The sequence below is a fragment of the Dyella mobilis genome, assembly GCF_016904945.1.
Taxonomy (GTDB): Bacteria; Pseudomonadota; Gammaproteobacteria; order Xanthomonadales; family Rhodanobacteraceae; genus Dyella_B; species Dyella_B mobilis.
The window spans coordinates 348,562-373,435 of the sequence record NZ_JADIKF010000039.1 but is presented as its reverse complement, the minus strand read 5'-3'; the positions used below and the strand labels follow the sequence as shown (position 1 = coordinate 373,435).

The following is a 24,874-nucleotide window of genomic DNA, read 5'->3' as shown; positions in this document are numbered from 1 at the left end:
TCGGGGAAGCGGGCAAATGCCGGCTATAATGACGGTTTTAACGCCGGATCGCCGCACATGCGCCTCAGCCAATTCCACCTGGCCACCGTCAAGGAAGTCCCCGCCGACGCCGAAATCGTCAGCCACAAGCTGATGCTGCGGGCGGGCATGATCCGCAAGCTCGCCTCGGGTCTGTACACCTGGTCGCCACTGGGCCTGCGCGTGCTGCGCAAAGTGGAAGCCGTCGTGCGCGAGGAAATGAACCGCGCCGGTGCGGTCGAGATGCTGATGCCTTCCGTGCAGCCGCGCGAGCTGTGGGAAGAAACCGGCCGCTGGGAAAAATTCGGCGGCCAGTTGCTGAAGATCAAAGACCGCAAGGAGCAGGAATTCTGCTACGGCCCCACGCACGAGGAAGTCGTTACCGATTTCGCGCGCAACGAACTGAAAAGCTACAAGCAGTTGCCGGTCAACTTCTACCAGATCCAGACCAAGTTCCGCGATGAAATCCGCCCGCGCTTCGGCGTGATGCGTGCGCGCGAATTCCTGATGAAGGACGCCTACTCCTTTCACATCAACCCCGAATCGCTGGCGCAAACGTATGAGGTGATGTACCAGGCGTACACACGCATCTTCACCCGCCTGGGCCTGAAGTTCCGCGCGGTCCAGGCCGACACCGGCGCCATCGGCGGCAATGCCAGCCACGAATTCCAAGTACTTGCCGATTCGGGCGAAGACGCCATCGCCTTCTCCGACGGTTCCGAATACGCGGCCAATATCGAAAAAGCCGAAGCGCTGGCGCCGGCTGCCGCACGTCCTTCCGCCGCGGCGAACCTGCAGCGCGTGGACACGCCGCGCGTACGCACCGTGGAAGACGTGACGCGCCACTTCGGCATCGCCGCCGATCGCGTGCTGAAAACAGTGCTGGTGCGCGGCAAGGAAGGCCTGGTCGCGCTATGCCTGCGCGGCGACCACGAGATCAACGAAGTGAAGGCCTCCAAGCTGGCCGAGCTGCCGGGCGAATCCGTGCTGGCCAGCGAGGAAGAAATTCTGGCCGCCGTCGGCACGCGCCCCGGCTTTATCGGCCCGGCGGGGCTACCCGATTCCATTCCCGTGATCGTCGATCGCAGCGCGGCCGTGCTGGCCGATTTTGTCTGCGGTGGCAACGCCAACGACACCCACTACACCGGCGCCAACTGGGAGCGTGATGCGCGCATCACGCGGATCGAAGACATTCGTCAGGTGGTAGCTGGCGATCCTTCGCCGGATGGCCACGGCACCCTGCATCTGGCACGCGGCATCGAAGTCGGTCACGTATTCCAGCTCGGCACGAAATACTCCGAAGCACTGGATGCCACCGTGCTCGACGACCAAGGCAAGAAGCAAGTGATGTGGATGGGTTGCTACGGCATCGGCGTGAGCCGCATCGTGGCTGCAGCCATCGAGCAACGCCACGACGAAAACGGCATCATCTGGCCCGAAGCGATGTCGCCCTGGCGCGTCGCCGTGTGCGTGATCAATCCGAAAAATTCGCCCGAAGTCGAAACCGCCGCGCAATCGCTTTACGACGAACTGACCGCCAAAGGTATCGAAACGGTTTGGGACGATCGCGGCCTGCGCCCGGGTGCAATGTTTGCGGATGTGGAATTGATCGGCATTCCGCATCGCGTCGTCGTCAGTGAGCGCGGATTGGCAGCAGGCACGCTCGAATACCGCGCCCGCGACGCGGCCGAGAGCAGTGCCATTACACGCGACCAGTTGTTCGAAATACTGAGTTGAATTCGTTTCAACCGAAACAAAAAGGCCGCTCTGAGCGGCCTTTTTGCTGCGCGCAACGATCGAATACCGAAGCACCCGCTGGCCGCCGCCAATAGTTCCGCCTCAACAAATTAAGATAAATATTAATAGAGAATGAGGATTATATCGCAGGTATTGCTTTGCAATTTTTCTAACCATGCGTGAAAATCAAAAACGCTTTCGGGCGCGTATCTCATAATCCAATAGCCCGGGCTGTTTCACTTCTTCATGTATTTATCTATTTACCGGGAGCATTTCATGGCCGTAGATCTCAAGAGTCTCAATCACACCCAGCTCACCGAGCTGATCAGCAAGGCTCAAGCGCGCCAGGACGAGCTGCGCAAGGAAAAGGTAGGCAAGCTGCGCGAAAAAGTGCTGGCCATGATCAAGGCCGAAGGCTATGCATTCGAAGACATCTTCGGCGGCACGAGCGGCCCCAAGCGCCGCGGCACCGGCACCGTAGCCCCCAAATACCGCAATCCGGCAGATCCGGAGCAAACCTGGTCCGGCCGCGGCAAGCGCCCCCGCTGGTTCAACGATGCACTGAAGGCCGGCAAGAAAGAGAAAGATCTCACTATCTGACAAGCCAGCGCAAAATCCCCATACCGAAAACGCCGGCTGCAAGCCGGCGTTTTTATTTTGGCCGTCCATCGAGCACGAGGGTTCCGGGACAATCACCCAAGGGCACGAAGACACCTCAAGCAGTACCCTGCTCTTTATTCATCCGCTCAGGCACTGCATTATCCCAAGCATGGACCTACAGTACGGCGCCCGCATCGTTGCTGCCCAACGTTACCGGATCAGCACCCTGACCGTTCGCGACGATCTGTTCATCGCCGTACTCAGGGGCAGGAAGATTCTGCAAACTACCGACAGCGCCCTGAATGCAGGGCACCCGCAAGGCATGCTGATCGCACGAGGAACGCAGTGGGATGTAATCAATGATCCGGAAGAACATCATCACTACGAAGCGCTGGCTCTGTCATTCAGTGGCACGTTGATCCAGGAATTCAGCGCTTCGTCCATGGCAGACACCGCTGCGACGGTCAAAACGGCGCAAACCTTGCCGGTCGACGAAGAACTGCTGGAAGCGATGCAGCGAACGCTACCTGCCTCCTCCGGCCAAAAAATCTCTGCACCGCTGCTGCATCACCGGATCACGGAAGTGCTGCTACTGCTCGGCGAGCGCGGCTGGCGTTTCGAACCAGGCCAGGCGCTGAGCTGGCCTGACAAAGTACGCCGCCTGGTCGCCCAGCGTCCGCACGGCGACTGGAATGTCGCGGTCCTGGCCGACCTCTTTCACCTGAGCGAATCCACGTTGCGCCGACGGCTCGAATCGAGCGGCATCACGCTCGCAGCACTGGTACGCGAAGTGCGGTTGGAAACGGCGTTGTCGATGCTGCAAACCACCGAATGGCCGGTGGGCGAAGTGGCCCAGCGTTGCGGCTGGGATTCGCACAGCCGCTTCACCGCAATCTTCCAGCAACGTTGGGGTGTTGCGCCATCCGTGGTACGGGCGCGAATGAAAGAAAACGCACAAAGCTTGACCGAGGCAGGCTAACGTCGAAGTGAAGTGCTTCGGCACCATCAGTATCCGCGCCCATGCCACGGAACACCGATGAAACGCTTTCGCTTCTTTGCAGTCACGCTCGGCATCGCCATCGCCGGCGCAACCCACGCCACGGATTTCACCGTCTCGAGCACGGCCTTCACCCTCAACGGAACATTGAAACAGGCCCAGGTTCTACGCGGCTTTGGCTGTTCCGGCCAGAACATCTCCCCCGCGCTGACGTGGAAGGGCGAGCCGCCAGGCACGCAGAGCTTCGCCGTGACAGCGTACGACCCCGATGCACCGACTGGATCGGGATGGTGGCACTGGGTGGTCTTCGACATTCCCAACAACGTGCATGACCTTGCCGAAGGAGCTGGTTCCATCGAAGGAAAAGCACTGCCGCCGATGGCGAAACAGGGCCGTACCGATTTCGGCCCGCACGCTTACGGCGGTGCCTGTCCACCCGCTGGCGACAAGGCACATCGCTACGTCTTTACCGTCTACGCTTTGAAAATCGCGCACCTGGACGTGCCGGCCGATGCGTCACCGGCGATGATCGGCTTCATGATCCATGGCTACACCCTGGGCAGCACCTCGATTCAGGCAAGCTACGGGCGATAAATCCCCATGACCGCATCTGGCACTCAACAGTGGAATCCCGCCGACTATCAACGTCATGGCGGATTCGTCCCGGAACTCGGCACTCCCATCCTCGATCTGCTCCAGGCAAAAGCAGGCGAGCGCATTCTTGACCTCGGCTGCGGCGATGGCGCACTGACCGTCAAACTGATCCAGCTCGGCTGCGCTGTGCAGGGCGTCGACAGCAGTGCTCCGATGGTCGAAGGAGCGCGCAGGCTTGGCGTGGATGCGTTGGTGATGGATGGCGAATCGTTGAATTTCCACGAGCAATTCGACGCAGTATTCAGCAATGCCGCACTTCACTGGATGCCACGTGCGGAAAAGGTCATCGCCGGCATCTGGCGCGCGCTGAAACCTGGCGGGCGGCTGGTGGCGGAATTCGGTGGGCATGGCAACGTCGCCACGATCGTCCACGCATTGAGCGCAGCCCTGGCCGCACGAGACATCGAGGCTCCCGATCCATGGTTCTTCCCGACACCCGAGGGTTATCGCGCATTGCTGGAACAACGAGGATTCAAAGTTCAGTGGACCCTGCTGGTACCACGCCCAACCTTGCTTCCGGGGGACGTCGGGGCGTGGCTGAACACTTTCGCCCAGCCGTTCATATCGGCGATCGAGGAAACGGCGCGCGCGGATTTCATTGCATCACTGGTCGAGACCTTGCGAGGACCGATGTGCGATGCCGATGGCAAGTGGTGGGCCGACTATGTCCGGCTTCGCTGTCACGCCGTCAAACCGTGACTGCTGAAGCCCTGGCAATCCCCTGGCGCATGCGCGCCATCCCGTCAGAGGGATCGCCGCGGCGCCACCAGCAACTCGCCGAACATCAAGCCCGCCACCAGTGAGATCAACAAGGTCACCAGCAGCATGCCCGTGTCAAACCCCAGCGACGTATTGCGCGCCAGCAGATACGACACACTGCGAAACCCCACGCTGCCCGGGACCAGCAACAAAATGCCCGGTTCACGCACCACCGCCCCGGGACGCCCTGCATAGCGCGCATACAGATTCGCCAACGCGCTCAACAACAAGCCACCGATAAACACGCCGAACGGCGCCCCCGGCAAGCTGACCGAAATCAAACCGCCCAGGCGGGTCGCCAGATACCCCACGATGACGGCGACAATCACCACCGGCCAGTCCCGTTTTGCCGCACGGAACAGAATCGCAAAGGCAACGGCTGCCACCAGCAGCGCCGGGTAATCCACCCAGCCGGGCAATTCCGGCAATTCGAAGTCGCGCGCCTCGATCCCGAATACCGCACAAACCTGCGTAGCAGCTACAGTGCCGAACGTAAGCTTGAGCAAGGTCGACATCGCGCCGCCCATGCGGGCCATGCCGGAAACCAGATGCTGGCTGGAAATTTCGCGCACCGCCGTCGTCAGCGACATGCCCGGCACCAGAATGATCAGGCCCGCCAGAACCACCGACTTGATCGCCAACGGCACTACGAAGGCACTGAACACGATCGCCACCAAGGTGGCGACCATCGCGCAGATGGCATCGCTGGCCACGCTCAGGCGCGGACGCGTGGCGGACAGGATGGTGATGGTGCCGATGATCAGGCCGACCGCCCCTGCGACCAGCAGGTCCACCCAGGAACTATGCAGGAACAGCGCCGCAATCGCCGCGGCGGAAAGGCCGTAGCTGCCAATCACCGCGGCTTGCTGGCGGCGTGTGTCCGGCAGCTCCAGCGCACGCAACAAACGGAATCCTTCGCGCAATTCCAACTCGCCCGCGATCACTCGATCGGCGATTTCGTCGGCGCGGCAGAGCTTGTCCAGGTTCACGTCACCCGGCAGCAGGCGAATGACCTGGGTCGTCTGGGCCAGCCGCCCGTCCTCGCCGTGTGCAAGATCGGCAAAGGAAATGATGATCGCCGTAGGGCTGGACCACACATCCGCACTCACGCCGATCCGCTGCGCGGAACCGGAAATCGCCATTTCCAGGCGCGGCGAGGAGGCGCCGTATTTGTGCAGGCGCGTGGCCAGCTCGACCAGGAAGGCAATGCGGGTGTTGAGCGCCGTCGTAGCGAACTGGGCGCTCATGGGTTCAACCGGATGGCGACTATGGACAGCAAGGGCGTTGGATCGCTTTCGTGGAAACAGTGGCTCGATTTATACACGGGAACGGGCGGCAGGCAACGAAGCGCCTTGGATTTTCCAGGCATCGCCCCTCCCACATTGCGCGTCAAACCTGCTTCACCTGCAAGGTGGTGCCATCCACCGCGACCACCTCTACCGTGCTGCCATTGGGCAGGTCCGGACCGCTGACCAGCCACTGCCCGTCGCCCACCTTCGCCTTGCCCCGGCCATTCACGATCGCCTCGATCAGCACGTAGCGCTTGCCGATCAACTGCTCTGCGCGTCGATTGAGCCGCTCGTCACCCGGCTCGTTGCGCTGCAGCTTTGGTCGCAACACATACCAGTAGACCGCGCACGACAAAAAGGCCAGCAACGCAAAAGCGATCGACTGGGCCAGCAAAGGCAAACCCGGCATCAGCAACGCCAACAGCCCCGTGGCGGCGGCGCCGATGCCGATCCACAGCATGAAATAGCCGGGCATGATCACTTCGATGGCAATCAGCACCAGCGCCACGATCCACCACAGGTAATGCGCTGCAACGCTTGCGAACATGGACGGCTCCGAAAAGGTTCAAGTGCGAAATCCGCCGGGCGGCTCGACTATCCGCAACGACCGGCACTCACCGAACGGTCGGCGACGTGCGGCGCGCGGCGAGCTTTTCCTGCTGCTGCCCCAACGACTCCTTCGCCAGCTCCGCAATGCCCGCCAGCGAACCGAGAATCCCGGTTGCTTCGACCGGCAACAGCAGCATTTTCTGGTTGGGCGAGTTGGCCATTTCCTTCAACGCCTCGACATACTTGTTGGCGACGAAGTAATTCAACGCGTTGACGTCGCCGCTGGCGATGGCGTCGGAGACCAGCTTGGTGGCCTGCGCTTCGGCTTCGGCCAGCCGGATGCGCGCTTCGGCCTCGCGGAAGGCTGCCTCTTTCTTGCCGTCGGCAGCCAGGATCGCAGACTGCTTTTCACCGTCCGCCTTCAGGATCGCACTCTGGCGCAGGCCCTCGGCTTCCAGGATCTGCGCGCGCTTCTCGCGCTCGGCCTTCATCTGGCGGGCCATGGAATCGACCAGGTCGCGCGGCGGGGCAATGTCCTTGATCTCGATACGATTGACCTTCACGCCCCAAGGATGGGTCGCCTCGTCCACCACGTTAAGCAGCTTGGCATTGATCGCATCGCGCTGGCTGAGCGATTCGTCCAGGTCCAGCGAACCGAGCACGGTACGGATGTTGGTCATCACCAAGGCGAGTGCCGCCTGCTCCAGATTGGACACTTCATACGCGGCCTTGGCGGCATCCAGCACTTGATAGAACACCACGCCGTCGACGCGCACGACCGCGTTGTCCTTGGTGATCACGTCCTGGCTGGGAACATCCAGCACCTGCTCCATCATGTTCATCTTGCGGCCGATGTCGTACACGAAAGGAATCAGGAAATGCAGCCCCGGCGACAGCGTGCGGGTGTATTTGCCGAATTGCTCGACGGTCCATTCGAAACCCTGCGGAACGATGCGCACCAGCTTGGCCAGCACGATCACCACGACCACGATAACGATCAATCCAAAGACGGTTCCTGTACTCATGGCATCTCCTCCGTTTGATCGGCGGAGTATAGGGCACACCTTGGATCGAACCGGTTACCTGGCTACGTCGTGCTTGCCGATTGCGGTAGGACCAGGGTGACGCGCAAGCCGCCGTCTTCGCGATTGGCCAGGGCGATACGCCCGCCATGCGCCTCGCTGATCTCGCGCGCCAGCGCCAGCCCCAGGCCAGTGCCGGAGCGCTTGGTGGAGTAGAACGGCAGCAGTGCCTGCGCCAGCACCGCTTCGCTCATGCCGGGGCCGCGATCGGCCACTTCGATGCGCAGCTCGTGGCCAACCGGTATCAGCGAAATGCTGACGCCTTCCGGGGCACTGCCCGATTCGTGCGCGTTCTTCACCAGGTTGATTACCACCTGCTCGATCTGCACCGGATCGAACCAGCCGGGTTGCTCCGGCACTTCGCTCAACAGCTGAAAGCGGCAATGCAGGGCCAAGCCTTCCAGGAACGGCTGCCACGCCACCGCCGCCAGACGCGGCGCGGGAAGTTTGGCAAAGCGCGCGTAGCCATCGATAAAGCCATGCAGGTGCCTGGCACGCTCGCCGATGGTGGCGAATACGCTGGGCAAGCGCTGGATGTCGCCGCGACGAGCTAGCTCCGCACCTGAGTGGGCCAAGGAGGAAATCGGTGCCAGGGAGTTGTTCAACTCGTGGCTGACTACGCGGATCACGCGTTTCCACGCGGCCACTTCCTGGCGCGACAATTCGCGCGTCATGCGCCGGAACAACTGCAGGCGATGCGGACGCCCCTGCAGGCGGAATGCGCGTTGCGAAAGGTGGAAGGTTTCTTCGCTGCCATCCATTTCCACGCTGAACAATGCGTCTTCGCTGCCTTCGGTGGCTTTGCGCAGCGCTTCAGGCGCATCGGCGATCAGGGTGGCGAAATGCAGGCCGTTGAGGCTGCGCCCTTCGTTGAACAGATGACGTGCAGCGATGTTGGCGTACGCCACCCGGTCATTGGCGTCAGTAAGCACCAGGGCCACCGGTGTGTTTTGCACGACGGTATCGAGCAGCAGCTCACGCTGCGCCAGGTTCTGGCGCTGCTCGCGCAGCGTCTGGCCCAGTTCGTTGTGCACGCTGATCAGGTCGCCCAGCTCGTCGCGGCGATGCAGCGCGATGGAAATGCTGAAGTCGCCGTCGCGATAGCTGGCGACTGCACCTTCGAGTGCGCGCAACAGCCGCTTCACCGGTTGCATCACGATGTGCGCGAACCACCAGGACAGCGGCACCAGGATGACGGCGCAGATGATCACCGCATTCGTGCGATTGGGCGTGGACAGGTTGAGCGGAAAATTGTCGTGCAGCGATGCAATCAGTTGCGGCAGGGGCCAATGGGTAACGCCCGCATAGACCAGCGCACCGGTCAGCGAGGCCACCGAAAGCAGGACCGAGAGACGCCCCTCCAACGATCTCAGGCGCATAGGGCTGGGAACGAGGAGTGGGAAAGGGGGAATGTGAGCATCGTCGCAACCAATATCGTTCGCATAAGTGTCGTTGTCATGCTGGATTCGGAACCGGCCGCCTTGCGCAGGGAACGGGAAGCGAAGAGGAACATTGCAGCCTCAAGCTTCGCTGCGAGCTTTTTATTGCATCGTTTGCTCGAAGAACAGAGCAGGAATCCTGCTCCGACCCGCACATTCCCCGCTCCCTGTTTCCCGCTCCCCGCCCTTTTTCTTCACGCCTGCGAAATCAGCCCATAGCGTTCCATCCGCCGATACAGCGCCTGGCGCGACAAGCCCAGCGCCTGCGCGGCGCGGCTTACGACGCCCTCCGCCTTGTGCAACGCCGTTTCCACCACTTCGCGGCTGGGCTCATCCAGATTGCGTGCGGCAGCCGTCCCGGCATGCTGGGGCAGATTGAGCTGCTCGGGCGTGATCGGCCCAGCACCCGCCAGCAAAGCCGCGCGCTCAATGGCGTTTTTCAGCTCGCGCACGTTACCCGGCCAGGGATAGACCAGCAATGCCTCGCGCGCCACATCGCTGAGTTCGGCGCGTCCGGCCAGGAAGTGCTCGGCCAGCGGCAGGATGTCGTCAATGCGCTCTGACAAGGGCGGCAGATTCACGTCGATGACGTTGAGGCGGTAATACAGGTCCTCGCGAAACGTGCCGGTGCGGATCATCGCCTTGAGATCGGCATTGGTGGCGCTCAGCACGCGCACCTTCACCTTGCGCGTACGACCCGAACCCAGGCGTTCGAACTGCCCGGTTTCCAGCACGCGCAACAGTTTCATCTGGCCGGGCAGCGGCAGGTTGCCGATCTCGTCCAGGAACAAGGTGCCACCGTCGGCCAACTCGAAACGCCCTTCGCGCGCCTTGTTGGCGCCGGTATAGGCCCCCGCCTCGGCGCCGAACAGTTCGGCCTCGATCAGCTCGCCCGGCAGGGCACCGCAATTGACCGCGATAAACGGGCCGTTCTGCACGGCCGAGTTGGCGTGCACGATGGCCGCGATGCGCTCCTTGCCGGCGCCGTTGGGTCCGGTGATCAGCACGGGAACATCCGAGCGCGCCACCTGGCAGGCCAGGTCCAGCGTTCGCGCCATCGCCTCGGAGGCGAATATCAGGCCGTCCAGGTTGTATTTGCGTTGCAACGCATCACGACGCTTGCGCCGCTCCTGACGCGTGCGGTTCACCTCGCGGGTGGACTCGGAGAGCTCCAGCAGGTTCTCCACCGTTGCCAGCAGCTTGGCGTCGTCCCAGGGCTTGGCCAGGTAGTCGGCCGCACCGGCCTTGACCAGCTCCACCGCGGTCTCCAGGTGGGTCCAGGCGGTCAGCAGGATGACCGGCAAGTCCGCGTGGCGTTGGCGGATGGCCCTGAACAGCTCCACGCCCTCCTCGCCCGAGGTGGTGTCGGCGGTGAAATTCATGTCCTGGATCACCACGTCCACGGATTCACGCCCAAGCATGTCCAGGCCTTCTTCCGGCGTCAGCGCGACCAGCGGCCGTACATCGTGCAGGGAAAGCAACAGAGACAGGGCTTCGCCCACGGCCGGGTTGTCGTCAATGATCAGTACGGTACGCATTCGTTTTCTACACATGCAGGCATGGATGCCGCTCCCGCCCAAAAGGTTGCCATGCCAATCGGCCTACGTATATGAAAACTTATCCACATTAGGCCGCCCTCGTCGCCACCATCGGCGGCACCTGCGCTGCACGCAGGGCCGGCCCAAGCACCGCAAGCTGCCCCAAAAGCCACAGCGTCAGCGCGCCGGCCGGCAAGTAATACCAGGGCATGTGCTGCATCTGGTAGTGCTGCATCAGGTAAAGGTTGATACCGAACGCCAAAGCCATGCCCAGCATCACGCCGATCGTGCTGAGCAGGAAATTTTCCGTCTGGAAGTAATACACCACCTGGCGACGCGAAGCCCCGATGGCCCGGCGAATGCCGATCTGCCGCCGCCGCTGGCGCACCCAGAAGCTGGTCAGCCCGACAATGCCGAACGCGGTCACGAGCAGCATGATCACGCAGATCACCGCCAGGGTGATCGCCACGCTGGCATTGTCGGCAAAATACTGGTCGCGCACGTCCGTAAAGCGCTTGGCCTGGATCACCGCCGCAGGATTGAGCTGCTTCAACCGGCGTACCGCTTCGCCAAGCACGCGGTCGCGCTCGGCCGGGAGGCTGCGCAACACGTAGTTGGTCTGCGGATTGGCCGGGCTGAAAGCGCCTACCGATCCAGCCGGGTCGATGGGAAAGAAAGCGCCGTAATAGAAGCCGCGATCGCCTCCGCTGCGCACGGCATCGTTCGAGCACAATACATCGGCAATCACACCCACCACCGTGTACCACAACGGCTTGGAATACATCACCTTGCCGATCGCCGACTGCCCCGGCCAGATCCGCTGGGCAAGGCTCTGCGTGATGATCGCCACGTGGCTGCGGGGCATCAATTCCGGCCGCAAGCTGCTGTTGGCGTATTCCTCGGCCGTAAAGAAGCGTCCTTGCAGCAGGTGCAGGCCCAGGGCCTTGTCGGCGCCTTCGCCAAGAAAAGAGTATTCGAGCGTCACCGAAGCGGCATCTTCCATGCGCGCATCCGGCGACGTGCCGAAAGCGTCGTTCTGGCCGTTGTTGTCGAGCGGCACAGAGGTCACGCTGCCGGCCGCCTGCACGCCGGCGATGCTGCGCAGGGCCTCCAGATCCCGCGGCACGCTGCCTGCCGCGCCTGCCGCATCCCCGCCACGCATCGAAACGACGACGATGCCCTGCTCGTCGATGGCATTGGGCAGGTGCATGTCCGACATTCGCTGGCCGATCATGAACACCGCATTGCAAAGCACGGCGCAAGCCAGCGCTATTTCAAAAATCACCAGCAACGCCGGCACACGGTGCGCGCGCAGGCTGCTGAGCACGTGTCGAAATTCAGGTGTCACTTCACCCCTCCTTGACCTGGATGGCGGGCGATATCCGGCAGGCGCGCCAGGCTGGCAGCATCCCGGCGACGAGGCTCGACACCAGCGCGATCGCAAACGTCATGGCGAACATGCGCACATCCAGATGTGCGAGCGGGGCGTATTCGGCCGGTTCGTGGCGGATGGCCCAAAGGCCCAACTGGGCGAACGCCAGGCCCAGGACGCCTCCCGCCAGGCCGATGATCCCGGCCTCCACCATGAACTGCGCGAAGATCGTTGCGCGCGATGCGCCCAGTGCGCGCCGCACGCCGATTTCCCGCGCACGGCGCAAGCATTTGGCCAACAGCAGGCCCACCGTGTTGACCACGCAAATCAGCAGAAACCCGAATGCCAGTCGCGTCAGCTGTCGCACATCCTCAGGCACCATCTGCTCATCGCGCAGCCACGTGGTGAGGCCCAGCAACGCCACATCGGACCGCACAAAGCGCCCTTGCCGAATCTGCTGGCCGACATAGTGGGTCAAAAACGCCTGGTAAGTCTGCGCATCCGCTTCACTATCCAGTTGCAACCAGACACCCAGCCAGACACAAGGCGCCGTGCGCAAGTCGCGCTGATCGCCTTGTACGTAGCAATCGAAATACTGCGTGCTCATGCCGGCGGCCAACGCCGACTGCAACGGCAAAAACACTCCGTCGCCCTGCCCGTAGCCCCCGCCGGAATAGAAACGCGGCTGTGGCGCCCAATGCCTGAGCACGCCGACGACGCGGAAATCCCTCTCTCCGATGCGAACCATTCGTCCGACACTGTCGACGCCGCCAAATAATTTGTCGTTGACGTAATCGGCAATCACGACCACCGGTACGGCACCGTCGTCGTCACTCCGGGACCAGCCGCTTCCATAGCGAAAAGGCACGCCAAACATGGGAAAGAAGTCCGCGGTAGCCATGACGCCATTTGTAAAAAACGGATCCAGGTTTCCGCTCTGCGGCACGATCTTCGCCTTGAATCCGGAGACGGCGCTCTGGCGATGCGCCTTTCGCGTCCGCAGCAGATTCATCGCATCCACGTATGTAAACGCGTCCATGGGCTTGGCCTGGCCAGGCACATAACCGGTCGCCGGTTGCGGATCTATCTCGGGAAAGAAAATGTGTGCACTCAGCCCGGGCAGAGGATCTCCGGCAAGCAGGCGCAAGACGGTAAGCATGCAAATGCACGAGCCGACTCCCAACGCCAGCGACGACACCATCAATGACGTCAGCACGATGTTGCGCCGAAGGCTTCGCAAGGCCAGATTCAAGTAATAGCTGAACATGCATTTCCTCTGCGGCCATACGGTTTCATGGAAAATCCGCTCTCAGGCTGACCGGGTCGCCACCACCGGCGGCACGGCCGAGGCGCGCATGGCCGGCGCCAGTACCGCCAACTGTCCCAGACTCCACAGCACCAAGGCACCGGCCGGAAGATAAAACCATGGCAGGCGGGGAACTTCGTATTGCTTCATCAGCAACAGGTTCAATACCACCGCCAGGACGACGCCTACCAGGATCCCCGCACTCACGATGACAAAGTTCTCCAACAGGAAATGACGCAAAATTTCGCTGCGGGTCGCGCCTATGGCGCGCCTCACGCCGATCTGCCTGCGCCGCTGTTGCACCCAGAAATTGGCCAGGCCGCTGATACCCAGGGCCGTCACGAAGAGCAAACCCGCGCAAGATGCCACCAGCAATCCGACCATAGTCCGGTCGCGCTGGAAATAAGCGCGCCGCAGGTCTTCGAAAGTCTGCATCTGCTCCGGCGGCAGAATGCGGTCAGGGTCCAGTTGCATCAGCTTGGCTGCAGCGGCCTTGAGCACCCGCTGACGATCCGCAGGCGCACTGCGCAACACGTAAAAAATGTAACTATCCGCCGACTTCGAAGGAAACAGCATCGTGAGCTGGTTGGTACCGAACGCATAAAGCCTCGGTCGCACCAGTGTCTGCACGATACCTACGACCCGAATTGGTTTGCGCTCACCGGTATAGATGGTGTTGCCTAGGGCATTGCCGGCGGGAAACAGCTTCTGCGCCAGCTCGGCGCTGAGGATGGCGGCGGGAACCTTGTCATCATCAACGTATTCGTCATCGCGAAAGTCGCGTCCGGCGACCAGATGAATGCCCAGCGTATTCAACTCACCCGGCGTACCTGCATAAGCGGCAGGTTGCACGCATCCGTTGGTTTGCATGGATCGCAACTTCGCGGCCTGTTCCAGTTGCTCGAGCGTGGCACAGGTGCCGTAGGAAGACTCCTGGTCGCCGAACGGAAGGCTGTCGGCGGCTACCGCCATCTTCACCCCGGGAATGGCGCGCAATGCCGCCAGGTCGGCATCGTGCCGGGCAAGCTGATTCTGCTTTTTGTCGATGGACTGGCTTTCAATGATCGACAGCATCGGCTCGTCCAGTCCGCTGGGCAACGCAATCTGCTGAATGCGGTCCACCACCAGAAACACGACGTTGCAGACGACGGCACAAGTCAAGGCGACCTGTAATATCAGCAAAAAAACCGTGAGCTTGTGGTGGCGAAGGCTGGACAGCATGGGATGCATGGACACGTATCGCTCCTTGATCTATTGCGTCTTCAACTGCAACGCAGGCGTGATGCGGCAGGCGCGCCATGCGGGCAGCAGCCCCGCAAGAAGGCTGGCACCCAAGGCCAATGCAAACGTAAATGCCAGCATCGGGCCGTCCATGCTGGCCAGGTGCGCATAGTCGTCCGGGCGATGTCGCACGCTCCACAAACCAAGCTGCGCCAAAATCAAGCCAAGCACGCCGCCAGCGAACCCGATCACCGCCGATTCGGTCGCCAGCTGGATGAAAATATCCCTGCGCCTTGCCCCCATGGCCCGGCGAACGCTGATCTCACCGCCCCGACGAAGGAACTTGGCGAGCAGCAACGCCACGATATTTGTGATGCACACGGCAAGAAAAGCCAAGGCGAGCCACACTTGCAAATGGATGTCCGAGGGTACTTTGCGCTCAATGGCCAGCCATTCCATCAAGCTGTAGAGGTGCGCCGAATCCGCTGACCGCTCGTAACGGCCCAGCTTCTTTTGCTGCCCTGCATAGTCCGCAAGATAGCGGCGGTAAGCGGTCACTTCGGAAGCCGTATCCAACTGCACCCAGACCTGCAGCCAAGTCAACGTCGGGCTGTTGTGTTCGATGCTTCCAGCCCAGCTCGACTGGTTGCCGTTGGTGTTGAACTTCAAATCGAGGCTGGTGGAAAGTGGCAAAAAGAAGCGATCCGCGTCACTGAACTCCTTGGCATCCGCGTCGGCATAGAACATGGGATTGGGTTGCCAATCGCGCGTCACGCCAACCACGCGCAGGTCCGCATCGTTCAAATGCGCGATGCGCCCGACGCTGTCCGCGGTGCCGAACACTTCGCGGCTGAGCGACTCACTCAACACCACCACCCGTGCGCGGGCATCCTCGTCAGCCTGCGACCAGGCACTGCCGCTCAGGAACGAAAGATCGAACATCGCAAAGAAATCAGGCGTGGTGAAACGGCCATCGGCATAGAACGGGGTATGGCCGGTCCCGGAGCGTCTGGCCAGCAAGGTGCCGCCGGCCATCGCCGCCTGCCGTACGGCTTGTCGCGAGGACACCAGGGCCATCGCATCGGGATAGGTGAAATTGGCGCTGGCATCCGGCGCGTAGAGGTTCTGCGTGAAGTTGGCCGGTCGAGGATCCAGGTGCGGCACGAACAAATGTGCGCTGCGGTCCGGCAAGGGATCGTCGGACATCACGTGCAGCACCGTCAGCATGGTCATGCTGGCACCGATACCAAGGCCGATGGCCAGCACCATCAGTGCCGTCATCACGGGTGTACGCCGCAAACTTCGCCATGCCAGATCCAGGTAGTAGCCGAACATTCCATTGAGCTCCCAAGACTACTGTGCGCGAAACGAGGTTTACCCCTTCATACCGAGCGGGTTGCCACCACCGGAGGCACCTGTGCTGCGCGCAAGGCGGGACCGAGCACCGCGCCCTGCCCCAGCAGCCACAACGCGAGCGCACCGCACCCGAGGTAGTACCAGGGCATACGGCTCACCTCGTAGTTTTCCATCAGGTAGACGTTGACCGCGAACCCGAACACCACGCCAAGCACCACGCCCGCCGTGCTGAGCAGAAAATTCTCGGTCTGAAAGTAATGCAGAATATTCGCGCAGGACGCGCCGACCGCGCGGCGAATACCGATCTGGCGCCGACGCTGCCCCACCCAGAAACTGGTGAGGCCGACGATGCCAAGCGCCGTCACGGCAAGCATCACCACGCAAACCATCATCAGCATCCAAGCCATGTCGCGGGTATCGGCAAAGTAGTCCGCGCGCATATCGGCATAGATTTTCCCTTCCAGCACCGCCCCCGGCTCGAGTTTGCCCAGCACCTGCAAGGCATCCCGCAACACGCGATCTCGATCCTGGGGCGCACTGCGCACGACGTAGTGGTTCAAGCTGGCGCTGGGCCGCTGCGGAAAGAAAATGCTGGAATACATGCCGGCCGGACCGTTGCCGTTAGGGTCCTGCCCGAGTACGTCGGCAACCACACCTACCACTGTCCACGCTGCGTTGTCGCCGTAGATCTGCTTGCCTAGCGCGCTCTCGCCCGGCCACATGCGCCTGGCGTCGCTTTCGTTGATCAGCACGACGTGGCTGCTGGATACGTGGCTGGGCAGCAGCGTGCTGTCTGCAAACTCCTCGGCACTGAAGAAGCGTCCTTTTAGCAGTTTCAATCCCAGCGCCTGCTCCCCGCCGCTGCCCAGGAAGTATTCGGAGGAATTGATCTGACTCTCCTCATCCGGCCTGGCGGTCAGGCCGTCGTACCAGATGTCCGGTCCCAACGGCACATCGCTGATTGCAGCCGCAGCCTGCACGCCAGCGATCGCACGCAATGCCGCGAGGTTGCGCGCCATCCCGCTCTCGACGTGCGCTTCATCGATGCCGCCTAAGCTGATCACCGAAAGACCCTGCTCATCGATGGCGCTCGGCGCTCGCACGCCGGCGATGCACTGGCCGATCATGAATACCGCGTTGCACAGCACGGCGCAGGCCAGCGCAATCTCCAGCACAATCAACAATGCCGGGACGCGATGCTTGTGCAGGCTGGAGAGAATCGGACGAATTTCCACGAGTGCACCTCAGGCCGATTTCAACTGGGGTGCCGGCGCCATTGCGCAGGCCCGCCAAGCGGGAAGGATGCCGGCGATCAAGCTCGCCACCAGTGCAACCGCAAACGTGCTGACGAACATGCGTACATCCAATTGCGCCAAGCTGGCGTATTCGGCGGGTTGCCGGCGAATGCACCACAACCCCAGCTCGGCGAACACCAGGCCGAGCAGGCCGCCGGCCATGCCGACCAGGCTCGCCTCCACCATGAATTGCATGAAAATGGCCGCACGCGACGCACCCAGGGCGCGACGCACGCTTATCTCGGCGGAGCGTCGCAGGCACTTGGCGAGCAAAAGACCCACGGTATTGACGATGCAGATCAACAAAAAGCTGAAAGCCATGCCCATCTGCACGCGTACGTTATCCGGCACCACTTTCTGGTCGCGCAGCCATTGCATCAGGCTCGAAAGTCCTGCATCGGAGCGCTGAAAGCGCCCCAACGCGACCTGCTGCCGCACGTAGTCGCCCAGAAAAGAGCGGTAAGCCGAAGCGGCCTCGGTATTCGGCAGTTGCACCCAAAAGCCCAGCCAGGTGCTTGGCGCGGTTTCCAGCTTCTGCTTGTCGCCAGCCGCATAGGAGAAGAGATTGATCGGCATCTGGCCTATCGCACGCGCCGATTGCAGCGGCAGGAAGACCGCATCGCCTGCACCATAGTCGCGGCCGCCCAGATACAGCGAATAGAAATGCGGCTGCGGCGCCCACGGGCGCAGCACACCGATGATGCGGAACGCCTGATCGCCGATGCGCAGGATGCGCCCTACGCTGTTGGCGCCGCCAAACAGCCGGTCATTGAGCAAGCCGGCGATCACCACCACTTTCGCACGGGCCTCGTCATCGCCAGCGCTCCAGCCGCTGCCATATTGAAAAGGCACGTCGAACATGCCGAAGAAGTCCGCGGTGGTCATGACGCCGTCGCTGAAGAACGGCCGCTGCTGCGCATTTTCAGGCGTCAGCTTCACCTTGCTCAGCGCCATCGCCGCCTGCCGCTCGGCCCTGCCCGCATGCAGCAGATTCATCGCATCGATGTAGCTCATCAGCCACGGCAGCTTGCCGCTGCGGGAAAACGGCTCGTTCTTCGGATAGGGATCGACTTGCACATAAAACAGCTGGCTGCTTTTTTCGGGAAGCGGATCCGCCGACAGGGAAGCAAACACCGTCAAGGTCGTCATCGAGGCGCCGATTCCCAGCGCCAGCGCCAGCACCATCAACCCGGTAAGCACCCGGTTGCGCTTCAAGCTGCGCAAGGCCATATCCAGGTAGTAGCCGAACATGTCAAACATTTCTCACCATGCCCGCCGTCATACCGTACGCGTTGCCACGACCGGCGGCACCGCCGCCGCGCGCAGGGCCGGCCCGAGCACCGCCGCCTGCCCGATCGCCCACAGAATCAACGCACCAACCGGAAAGTACGTAACCGGCATGCGCGGCAATTCGTAATGCACGATCAGAAACAGGTTGATGCCGTAGGCCAGAACCATGCCGAGCGCAATGCCCATGGTGGTGAGCAGGAAATTCTCGGTCTGGAAATAACGCAGGATGTTGCCGCGCGTCGCCCCCAATGCGCGCCGCACGCCGATGCTGCGGTTGCGCTGCGACACCCAGAAACTCGCCAGGCCCACGATTCCCAGTGAAGTCACCACCAACAACGCGATGCACACCGCAACCAGGATGCCGGTCATGGCACGGTCGTTCTGGAAGAAATCGCTGCGGTGTTGCTCCATCGTGTCTTTCTCCAACACGATGCGATTGGGATCGAGCTTCTTGAGCTTGACCAGCGCCGTCTTCAAGACCTGGTCGCAGTCTTGCGCTGCGCAGCGAATAGCGTAGGCGGTACCCGACAGCATAGGCATGCGTATCGGCCAGACGGTACTGTATTGGACCCCGGGGCCCATCCGATCCATACCCGGCCGGATCAGGTTCGCCATCACGCCAACCACCGTGAAAGGCAAGCCTTGCCCTACGTAAATCTGCTTGCCCAACGCTTCCTGGCCCGGCCACAGCCGATCAGCCATGGCCCGGGTGATCAGCACGACGGCGGGCAGCTTGTCATACTGCTTTTGCGACAGCAGCGTGTTGACGGCGGACAGGTCGATATATTCCTCCGGACGCAGGTCGCGCCCTTCCTCTAATCGCACGCCCAACGTCTTCACGAGGTTTTCCCCCATGTATTGAGCCGCATTGAGAGGCGCAATGCGCTGCGCGGGGTCCGTGCGCACATCAAAGTTATCCGAGCCCAGGTTGAAAGGCAGCTGGTTGAGCAGCGCGGCAGCCTTTACGCCGGGAATGGACTGCAGCCCTGCGAGGTCGGCCGCGATGCGCGCATCCCCGTCGGTGCGAGTGCCGATATCGGCCAGTTCGACATACACCAGTTCCTGTTCGGCAATGCCGCTGACCACGTGCATGCGATCCAGCCGCTGGCCGATCAGGAAGATCGTGTTGCACACGATGGCGCAGGTGAATGCGATTTGCAGGACCAGCAGACAGCAGGTGAATTTGTGCCGCCGCAGCGTAATCAGAATGGGCCGGATGTCCACGTCATTGCGCCTTCAATTGCAGTGCAGGAGCGACACGGCACGCGCGCCATGCCGGCAGTACGCCGGCCAGAGTGCTCGCCACCACGGAAACGATGAATGTGAGCAACAGCATCGCCGCGTCCATGTGCGCGAGCTTGGCGTAATCGGAGGGCTGCTGGCGCACTGCCCACAATCCAACCAGGGCCAGTACCAATCCCAGCAGGCCGCCCACCAATCCGATGACGCCCGATTCCATCAGCAACTGGCCGAACAGGGCGCGACGCGATGCGCCCAGCGCGCGGCGCACACCGAGTTCCGCCGCACGGCGCATGAATTTCGCCAGCATGAGGCCTACCGTATTGATCAGGCACACCACCAGGAAGCCCAGCGCCAGCCACGCTTGAAGCCGCGCATCGCTCGGCACTACCTGCTTGAACTCCAGCCATTCCCTCACGTTGCGCAAACGGATATTTACCGGCCGTTCGAACCGCCCCGCTGTGCGCTGGTCTTCGGAGTAGTGCTGCAGGAAGCTGCGATAAGCCGCGACGCTGCTCGGATCGTCGAGCTCCACCCAGAACTGCAACCAGGTGCAGGGGGCTTTTTCCAGGTTGTCCTGGCCTCCGGTATTGCCGTTGCCCCAGCAATCGGTCGAGCCGTCGTGATCCATGTGCAGATCGCGCGCGGTCGAAAGCGGCACGTAGACCTCTTCGTAGTCGGCATAACTGCCCATGTACAGGTCGTAGAAGTGCGGATTGGGACGCCAGTCGCCCATGACCCCGATGATGCGGAAGTCGGTCGCCTGCAGGCGGAGAGTTTTCCCCACGCTATTCTTGCCACCGAACAGCTTGTTGTTCAGTTCGGCGCTGATGACGACCACGCGCGCCTTGCTCTGATCCTCGGCATCACCCCAGGCGGTACCGTACTGCAGCGGAACACCGAACATCGGGAAAAAATCGGCCGTGGTATAGCGCGCCTCGGAATGATAAGGGTCGATACTCGCCTGTTCCGGCTGCAGCGGTACCATGCCGCCGGTCATCAAGGCCTGACGTTTGGCGCGCTTGGCGCGCAGCAGATACATCCCGTCGATCCATGAAAGCTGCCCGGGCGGCTCCACCCCCGGCGTATAGGCATCCATGTCACGCGGATCGAGCTGCGGGTAATACAGCGATCCGCTGCGCCCCGGCAACGGATCTCCCGAGAGCACGTGCAAGACGGTCAGCGTAGTCATGCAAGCGCCGATACCCAGCGCAACCGCAAGTACCATCAGCGCGGTGAGCACGCGGTTGCGATTGAGTCCGCGAAAAGCCAGTTCCAGATAATAGGCAAACATCGTGGCACTCCGCACTCAAGTGGATTGGGTGGCGATCACGGGTGGCACCGACGCGGCACGCGTAGCGGGGCCAAGCACGGCAAGCTGTCCGATCAGCCACAACGTCAGCGCACCGCCCGGCAGGTAATACCAGGGCATGCGTTCCAGTTCGTAGTGCTGCATCAGATAAAGGTTGATGCCGAACGCAAGCACCATGCCGATCAGCACGCCCGCCGAACTCAGCAGGAAATTCTCGGTGCGGAAGTAACGAAGAATATCGCCGCGCGTGGCGCCCACCGCGCGGCGGATACCGATCTGCCGGCGGCGTTGGCTGACCCAGAAACTGGTGAGCCCGACGATGCCGAATGCCGTTACCGCCAGCATCACCAAGCACACCAGCACCAGGATCCACACCATGCTTTGCGAATTGGCGAAATACTGGTCGCGTATGCTCTGGTAGGTTTGGCCCTTCACGACGGCCTGCGGATTGAGCTGCTGCAATTTCGCCACCGCTTCCCTCGCGATGCGTTCGCGGTCGGCCGGAGCGCCGCGCAAGATGTATTCGTGCAATACCGCATCCGGAGCGACCGGAAGGAAGATGTCGTAATAGGATCTGTCGTGATCCAAAGCGAACGTATAGGGCCGCAACACATCCGCAACGATACCGATCACGGTGAAGTAATAAGGCTTGGAATACACCGTCTTGCCCAACGCGGACTGTCCGGGCCACAGCTTTTTCGCCAAGGTCTCGGTCACCACCATGACGTGTGTGCTGGGCACCGCGCCACCGTCCACCTTGCTGTCGGCATATTCCTCGGCGTTGAAAAAGCGCCCCTGGCGCAGTTGCAAGCCCATCGCCTTGTCGGCGTTCTCACCGGCGAAGTACAGAGTGACATTGAGGTTGTTCGGATCGGAAACCGGTGCATCCGGCGTCAAGCCGAAACTCCATCCCCAATTATTCCGACTCAAAGGCATGGTGTGCACCACACTGACCGCTTGCGCGCCGGCAATGCCCCGCAATGCCGCCAGGTTGCGGGGAATATCCGCCGCCACCAGCTTTTCATCCGTGCCTTGCACATTCACCACGACGGTGCCTGCCTCATCCATCGCGTTGGGCAAATGCATGTCGGATACACGCTTGCCGATCATGAATACCGCGTTACACAGCACCGCACAGGCCAGCGCGATCTGAAGCACGATCAACAAAGTAGGGATACGATGCTTGCGCAGGCTGGCGAGAATCGGTCGGATTTCCATGATTGCCTCACGCCGCCTTGAGTTGGGGAGCCGGTGCCATCACGCAAGCGCGCCAGGCGGGCAACAGCCCTGCGATGAGACTGGCTGCCAATGCCACCGCGAACGTCGCCAGGAACATTTGGCCGTCCAGATGGGCCAGACTGGCGTAATCGGCCGGTTGATGGCGTACCGCCAGAAGCCCCAGCTCGGCGAGTACCAGACCCAGTACGCCACCGGCTATTCCGATGATCCCGGCCTCGACCATGAATTGCGCAAAGATGGCTCGGCGCGTCGCCCCCAGCGCACGGCGCACGCTGATCTCGCGCCCGCGACGCAGGCACTTGGCCAGCAATAGGCCCACCGTATTCACCACGCAGATCAACAGGAAACCGAAGGCCAGATAGGTCTGCAGCCTGGCGTCGCTAGGCACCACCTGCTGATCGATCAGCCAGCCCATCAAGCTGAGCAAGGATGTGTCAGGGCGGTGCAGACGCCCCAGCGCAATCTGCTCTTTCACGTAGCCGTCGAGAAACGCTTTGTAGCTGGCAACCTCCGCGGAGCTGTCCAGTTCCACCCAGACACCGAGCCATTCGCACGGCGCCGTCTCGATGTGAATCAAATCGGAGACCTGCGCATAGCACTGCAAGTTGCCCGCGCCTGCATCCATCGCACGCGCCGTTTTCAAGGGCATGAACACGGCGTCGCCATCACCGTAGTCGCGATTGCCGATGACTTCGGCGTAAAAGCGCGGCTGCGGTGCCCAATGCTTGAGCACGCCGATCACCCGCAAATCATGGCCCCAGACGTGAATGGTCTTGCCCACGCTGTTGCCGCCCCCGAACAATTTGTCGTTGAGAAAATCGGAAATCACCGCCACCGGCGCGGCGCTTTCGTCATCCGGTGCCGACCAGCCGCTGCCGTATTGGAAAGGCACGTCGAACAGCCCGAAAAAATCGGACGTGGTCATCATCCCGTCTGCAAAATAAGGATGGTCGTTGGCGCGATCCGGAACGATCTTGGCCTGCATCGTGGCCATCGCGGCTTGCCGCCTGGCACGACGGGCGTGCACCAGGTACATCGCATCCGGATAGCTCATCATGGGGTCCGGCTTGGCCTGCCCTGCCACGTAGCCTTCCAGCGGATTGGGATCGATCTGCGGATAGAACAGGTGCCCGCTCTTTTCCGGCAGCGGGTCACCCGACAACAGCTTGAGTACCGCCAGGGTGGTGATCGACGCACCAATACCTAGCGCCAGCGTGACGATCATCAGCGCCGTCAACACCTGGTTGCGCCGAAGGCTGCGCACCGCAAGCTCGATGTAGTAACCGAACATCACATTCCCCTATGAGTTCTCGGTCCGCGGCCAGATCACACCGAGCGCGTAGCGACCACCGGCGGTACGTTCGACGCGCGGCGCGCCGGCACGAACACCGCCAGCTGCCCCAGCGCCATCACGATCGCCAACCCTCCCAACACGTAGACCAAAGGCATGCGGCTCATCTCGAAGTTCAGCATCAGCACCTTGTTGAGGCCGATCGCCAATACAATGCCGACCAGTGCCCCGGCGCCGGCGATCAGCAGGTTTTCGAGCTGGAAGTAATGCAGGATGTCGATCTTCCTCGCGCCCAGTGCGCGGCGTACGCCGATCTGGCGATGACGCTGGCCCACCCAGAAGCTAGTAAGGCCCACGATACCCGCCGCGGTGATGGCCAGCAGGATCAGGCAGACCACCGCCATCAACATCGCCATGCCGACGTCGGCGCGATAGGCGTTGGCGCGAATATCGGCAAACGACTTGACACTGTCGTCATCCAGCACGCGCATCGGGTCGACTTTGTAGAGCACGTCGCGCACGCCGCGCATGACGGTATCCAGCTGGCCCGGCTTGGTGCGGATCACATAGCGTGCAAAATTGCCGTTCAGGCGAATGGGTGCGATGGTGGCATTCCACACGAAGCCGGCGGCCCAGCTATCCACGGAAGGAGCCTGCAAACGCTCCACCTCGCCGACGATCGTGCTCGGCTTGGTATCGCCGTTGAGATAGATCACCTTGCCTACGGCGTTCCCCTGCGGGAACAGTTTGTCGGCCAGGGCCTTGGTTACGATGATGATGTCCGGCTGGGAATTGTCGCGGAAGCCCTTGTTCACCACGTCGGCAGCCGTAAAGTTGCGCCCCGCAATCAGATGCAGACCCAGGGTGGACAGGAACTGATCGTCGCCGAAGTAGTAGGTGGTTCGCGCATTGCCGCCGCGCAAATCCACACCCGGCTTCAAGGCGGCCGAACCGTTCCAACTGGAGTTGAGCAGCGGCATCGAATTGCTCGGGGTTACCGAAACCACTCCCGGCATCGCACGCAGGGCGGCTAGGTCCTCGCGCAGCATCGCGTCCTGCTTTTGCAGGCTGGCCGCATCGTCGCCTGACGGTGCACCCACCCATTGCTGCTCGACCATGAACAAATTGCTTTCGTCCATGCCCGTGGGGCGGCGTACCGCATCGACGCGCGAATAGATGATGAAAATGGCGTTGCACACGATCGCCAAGGTCAACGCGATCTGCAGCGCGATGAGCACCGCACCAGCCTTGTGCTTGCGCAATGCCGCGATAATCGGAGGCAAGGTCATGA

Annotated in this window: 21 protein-coding genes; 5 read left to right on the top strand and 16 right to left on the bottom strand. The window is 61.8% G+C overall.

The window, feature by feature from the left end; translation table 11 throughout:
* The first annotated feature begins 57 nt into the window (after positions 1–57).
* The 5 genes from ISS99_RS12515 to ISS99_RS12495 all read left to right on the top strand — a co-directional run bounded on the left by ISS99_RS12515 (position 58) and on the right by ISS99_RS12495 (position 4,705).
* Positions 58–1,755 (top strand): proline--tRNA ligase, encoded by a 1,698-nt coding sequence (locus ISS99_RS12515; RefSeq protein ID WP_204631954.1) that lies wholly within the window; start codon positions 58–60, stop codon positions 1,753–1,755.
* A 276-nt stretch (positions 1,756–2,031) separates the two neighbouring features.
* Complete coding sequence (locus tag ISS99_RS12510; protein ID WP_204631953.1) at positions 2,032–2,355, top strand: H-NS histone family protein; 324 nt, start codon at positions 2,032–2,034, stop codon at positions 2,353–2,355.
* A gap of 169 nt (positions 2,356–2,524) precedes the next feature.
* Positions 2,525–3,334, top strand: a complete 810-nt coding sequence (locus tag ISS99_RS12505; RefSeq protein ID WP_204631952.1) for a helix-turn-helix transcriptional regulator — start codon at positions 2,525–2,527, stop codon at positions 3,332–3,334.
* Between the two features lie 57 nt (positions 3,335–3,391).
* Positions 3,392–3,946 carry a YbhB/YbcL family Raf kinase inhibitor-like protein gene (locus ISS99_RS12500; RefSeq protein ID WP_204631951.1) on the top strand — a complete coding sequence of 185 codons (555 nt, stop codon included), beginning with the start codon at positions 3,392–3,394 and terminating at the stop codon, positions 3,944–3,946.
* Between the two features lie 6 nt (positions 3,947–3,952).
* Entirely contained in the window at positions 3,953–4,705 is a 753-nt protein-coding gene (locus tag ISS99_RS12495) for a class I SAM-dependent methyltransferase (protein WP_204631950.1), read from the top strand.
* A 44-nt stretch (positions 4,706–4,749) separates the two neighbouring features.
* Here ISS99_RS12495 and ISS99_RS12490 read toward each other — a convergent pair whose 3' ends face one another.
* The 16 genes from ISS99_RS12490 to ISS99_RS12415 form a co-directional block, all read right to left on the bottom strand.
* Positions 4,750–6,012, bottom strand: a complete 1,263-nt coding sequence (locus ISS99_RS12490; RefSeq protein WP_204631949.1) for a threonine/serine exporter family protein — start codon at positions 6,010–6,012, stop codon at positions 4,750–4,752.
* A gap of 142 nt (positions 6,013–6,154) precedes the next feature.
* Entirely contained in the window at positions 6,155–6,601 is a 447-nt protein-coding gene (locus tag ISS99_RS12485) for an NfeD family protein (RefSeq protein WP_204631948.1), read from the bottom strand.
* Positions 6,602–6,668: 67 nt separating this feature from the next.
* A complete protein-coding gene (locus tag ISS99_RS12480; protein ID WP_204631947.1) occupies positions 6,669–7,628 on the bottom strand; it encodes an SPFH domain-containing protein in 960 nt (319 codons plus the stop codon).
* A gap of 62 nt (positions 7,629–7,690) precedes the next feature.
* Positions 7,691–9,064, bottom strand: coding sequence for a sensor histidine kinase (locus tag ISS99_RS12475; protein ID WP_204631946.1), 1,374 nt, complete (start codon positions 9,062–9,064; stop codon positions 7,691–7,693).
* 254 nt (positions 9,065–9,318) lie between these two features.
* Complete coding sequence (locus ISS99_RS12470) at positions 9,319–10,662, bottom strand: sigma-54-dependent transcriptional regulator (protein WP_204631945.1); 1,344 nt, start codon at positions 10,660–10,662, stop codon at positions 9,319–9,321.
* Positions 10,663–10,750: 88 nt separating this feature from the next.
* Positions 10,751–12,010: an ABC transporter permease gene (locus ISS99_RS12465; RefSeq protein WP_204631944.1), complete on the bottom strand. Its 1,260-nt coding sequence runs from the start codon at positions 12,008–12,010 to the stop codon at positions 10,751–10,753.
* Between the two features lies 1 nt (position 12,011).
* A complete protein-coding gene (locus ISS99_RS12460) occupies positions 12,012–13,301 on the bottom strand; it encodes an ABC transporter permease (protein ID WP_204631943.1) in 1,290 nt (429 codons plus the stop codon).
* A gap of 42 nt (positions 13,302–13,343) precedes the next feature.
* Positions 13,344–14,570 carry an ABC transporter permease gene (locus ISS99_RS12455; RefSeq protein ID WP_239538004.1) on the bottom strand — a complete coding sequence of 409 codons (1,227 nt, stop codon included), beginning with the start codon at positions 14,568–14,570 and terminating at the stop codon, positions 13,344–13,346.
* A 21-nt stretch (positions 14,571–14,591) separates the two neighbouring features.
* Positions 14,592–15,896 (bottom strand): ABC transporter permease, encoded by a 1,305-nt coding sequence (locus ISS99_RS12450; RefSeq protein WP_204631941.1) that lies wholly within the window; start codon positions 15,894–15,896, stop codon positions 14,592–14,594.
* Positions 15,897–15,943: 47 nt separating this feature from the next.
* A complete protein-coding gene (locus tag ISS99_RS12445; protein ID WP_204631940.1) occupies positions 15,944–17,152 on the bottom strand; it encodes an ABC transporter permease in 1,209 nt (402 codons plus the stop codon).
* A gap of 9 nt (positions 17,153–17,161) precedes the next feature.
* Positions 17,162–18,463 carry an ABC transporter permease gene (locus ISS99_RS12440; RefSeq protein ID WP_204631939.1) on the bottom strand — a complete coding sequence of 434 codons (1,302 nt, stop codon included), beginning with the start codon at positions 18,461–18,463 and terminating at the stop codon, positions 17,162–17,164.
* A gap of 27 nt (positions 18,464–18,490) precedes the next feature.
* Positions 18,491–19,726 carry an ABC transporter permease gene (locus ISS99_RS12435; RefSeq protein ID WP_204631938.1) on the bottom strand — a complete coding sequence of 412 codons (1,236 nt, stop codon included), beginning with the start codon at positions 19,724–19,726 and terminating at the stop codon, positions 18,491–18,493.
* A 1-nt stretch (position 19,727) separates the two neighbouring features.
* Entirely contained in the window at positions 19,728–21,035 is a 1,308-nt protein-coding gene (locus tag ISS99_RS12430) for an ABC transporter permease (protein WP_204631937.1), read from the bottom strand.
* A 15-nt stretch (positions 21,036–21,050) separates the two neighbouring features.
* A complete protein-coding gene (locus ISS99_RS12425) occupies positions 21,051–22,271 on the bottom strand; it encodes an ABC transporter permease (protein WP_204631936.1) in 1,221 nt (406 codons plus the stop codon).
* A 7-nt stretch (positions 22,272–22,278) separates the two neighbouring features.
* A complete protein-coding gene (locus ISS99_RS12420) occupies positions 22,279–23,583 on the bottom strand; it encodes an ABC transporter permease (protein WP_204631935.1) in 1,305 nt (434 codons plus the stop codon).
* Positions 23,584–23,618: 35 nt separating this feature from the next.
* Positions 23,619–24,872 (bottom strand): ABC transporter permease, encoded by a 1,254-nt coding sequence (locus ISS99_RS12415; protein WP_204631934.1) that lies wholly within the window; start codon positions 24,870–24,872, stop codon positions 23,619–23,621.
* Positions 24,873–24,874: the final 2 nt, after the last annotated feature.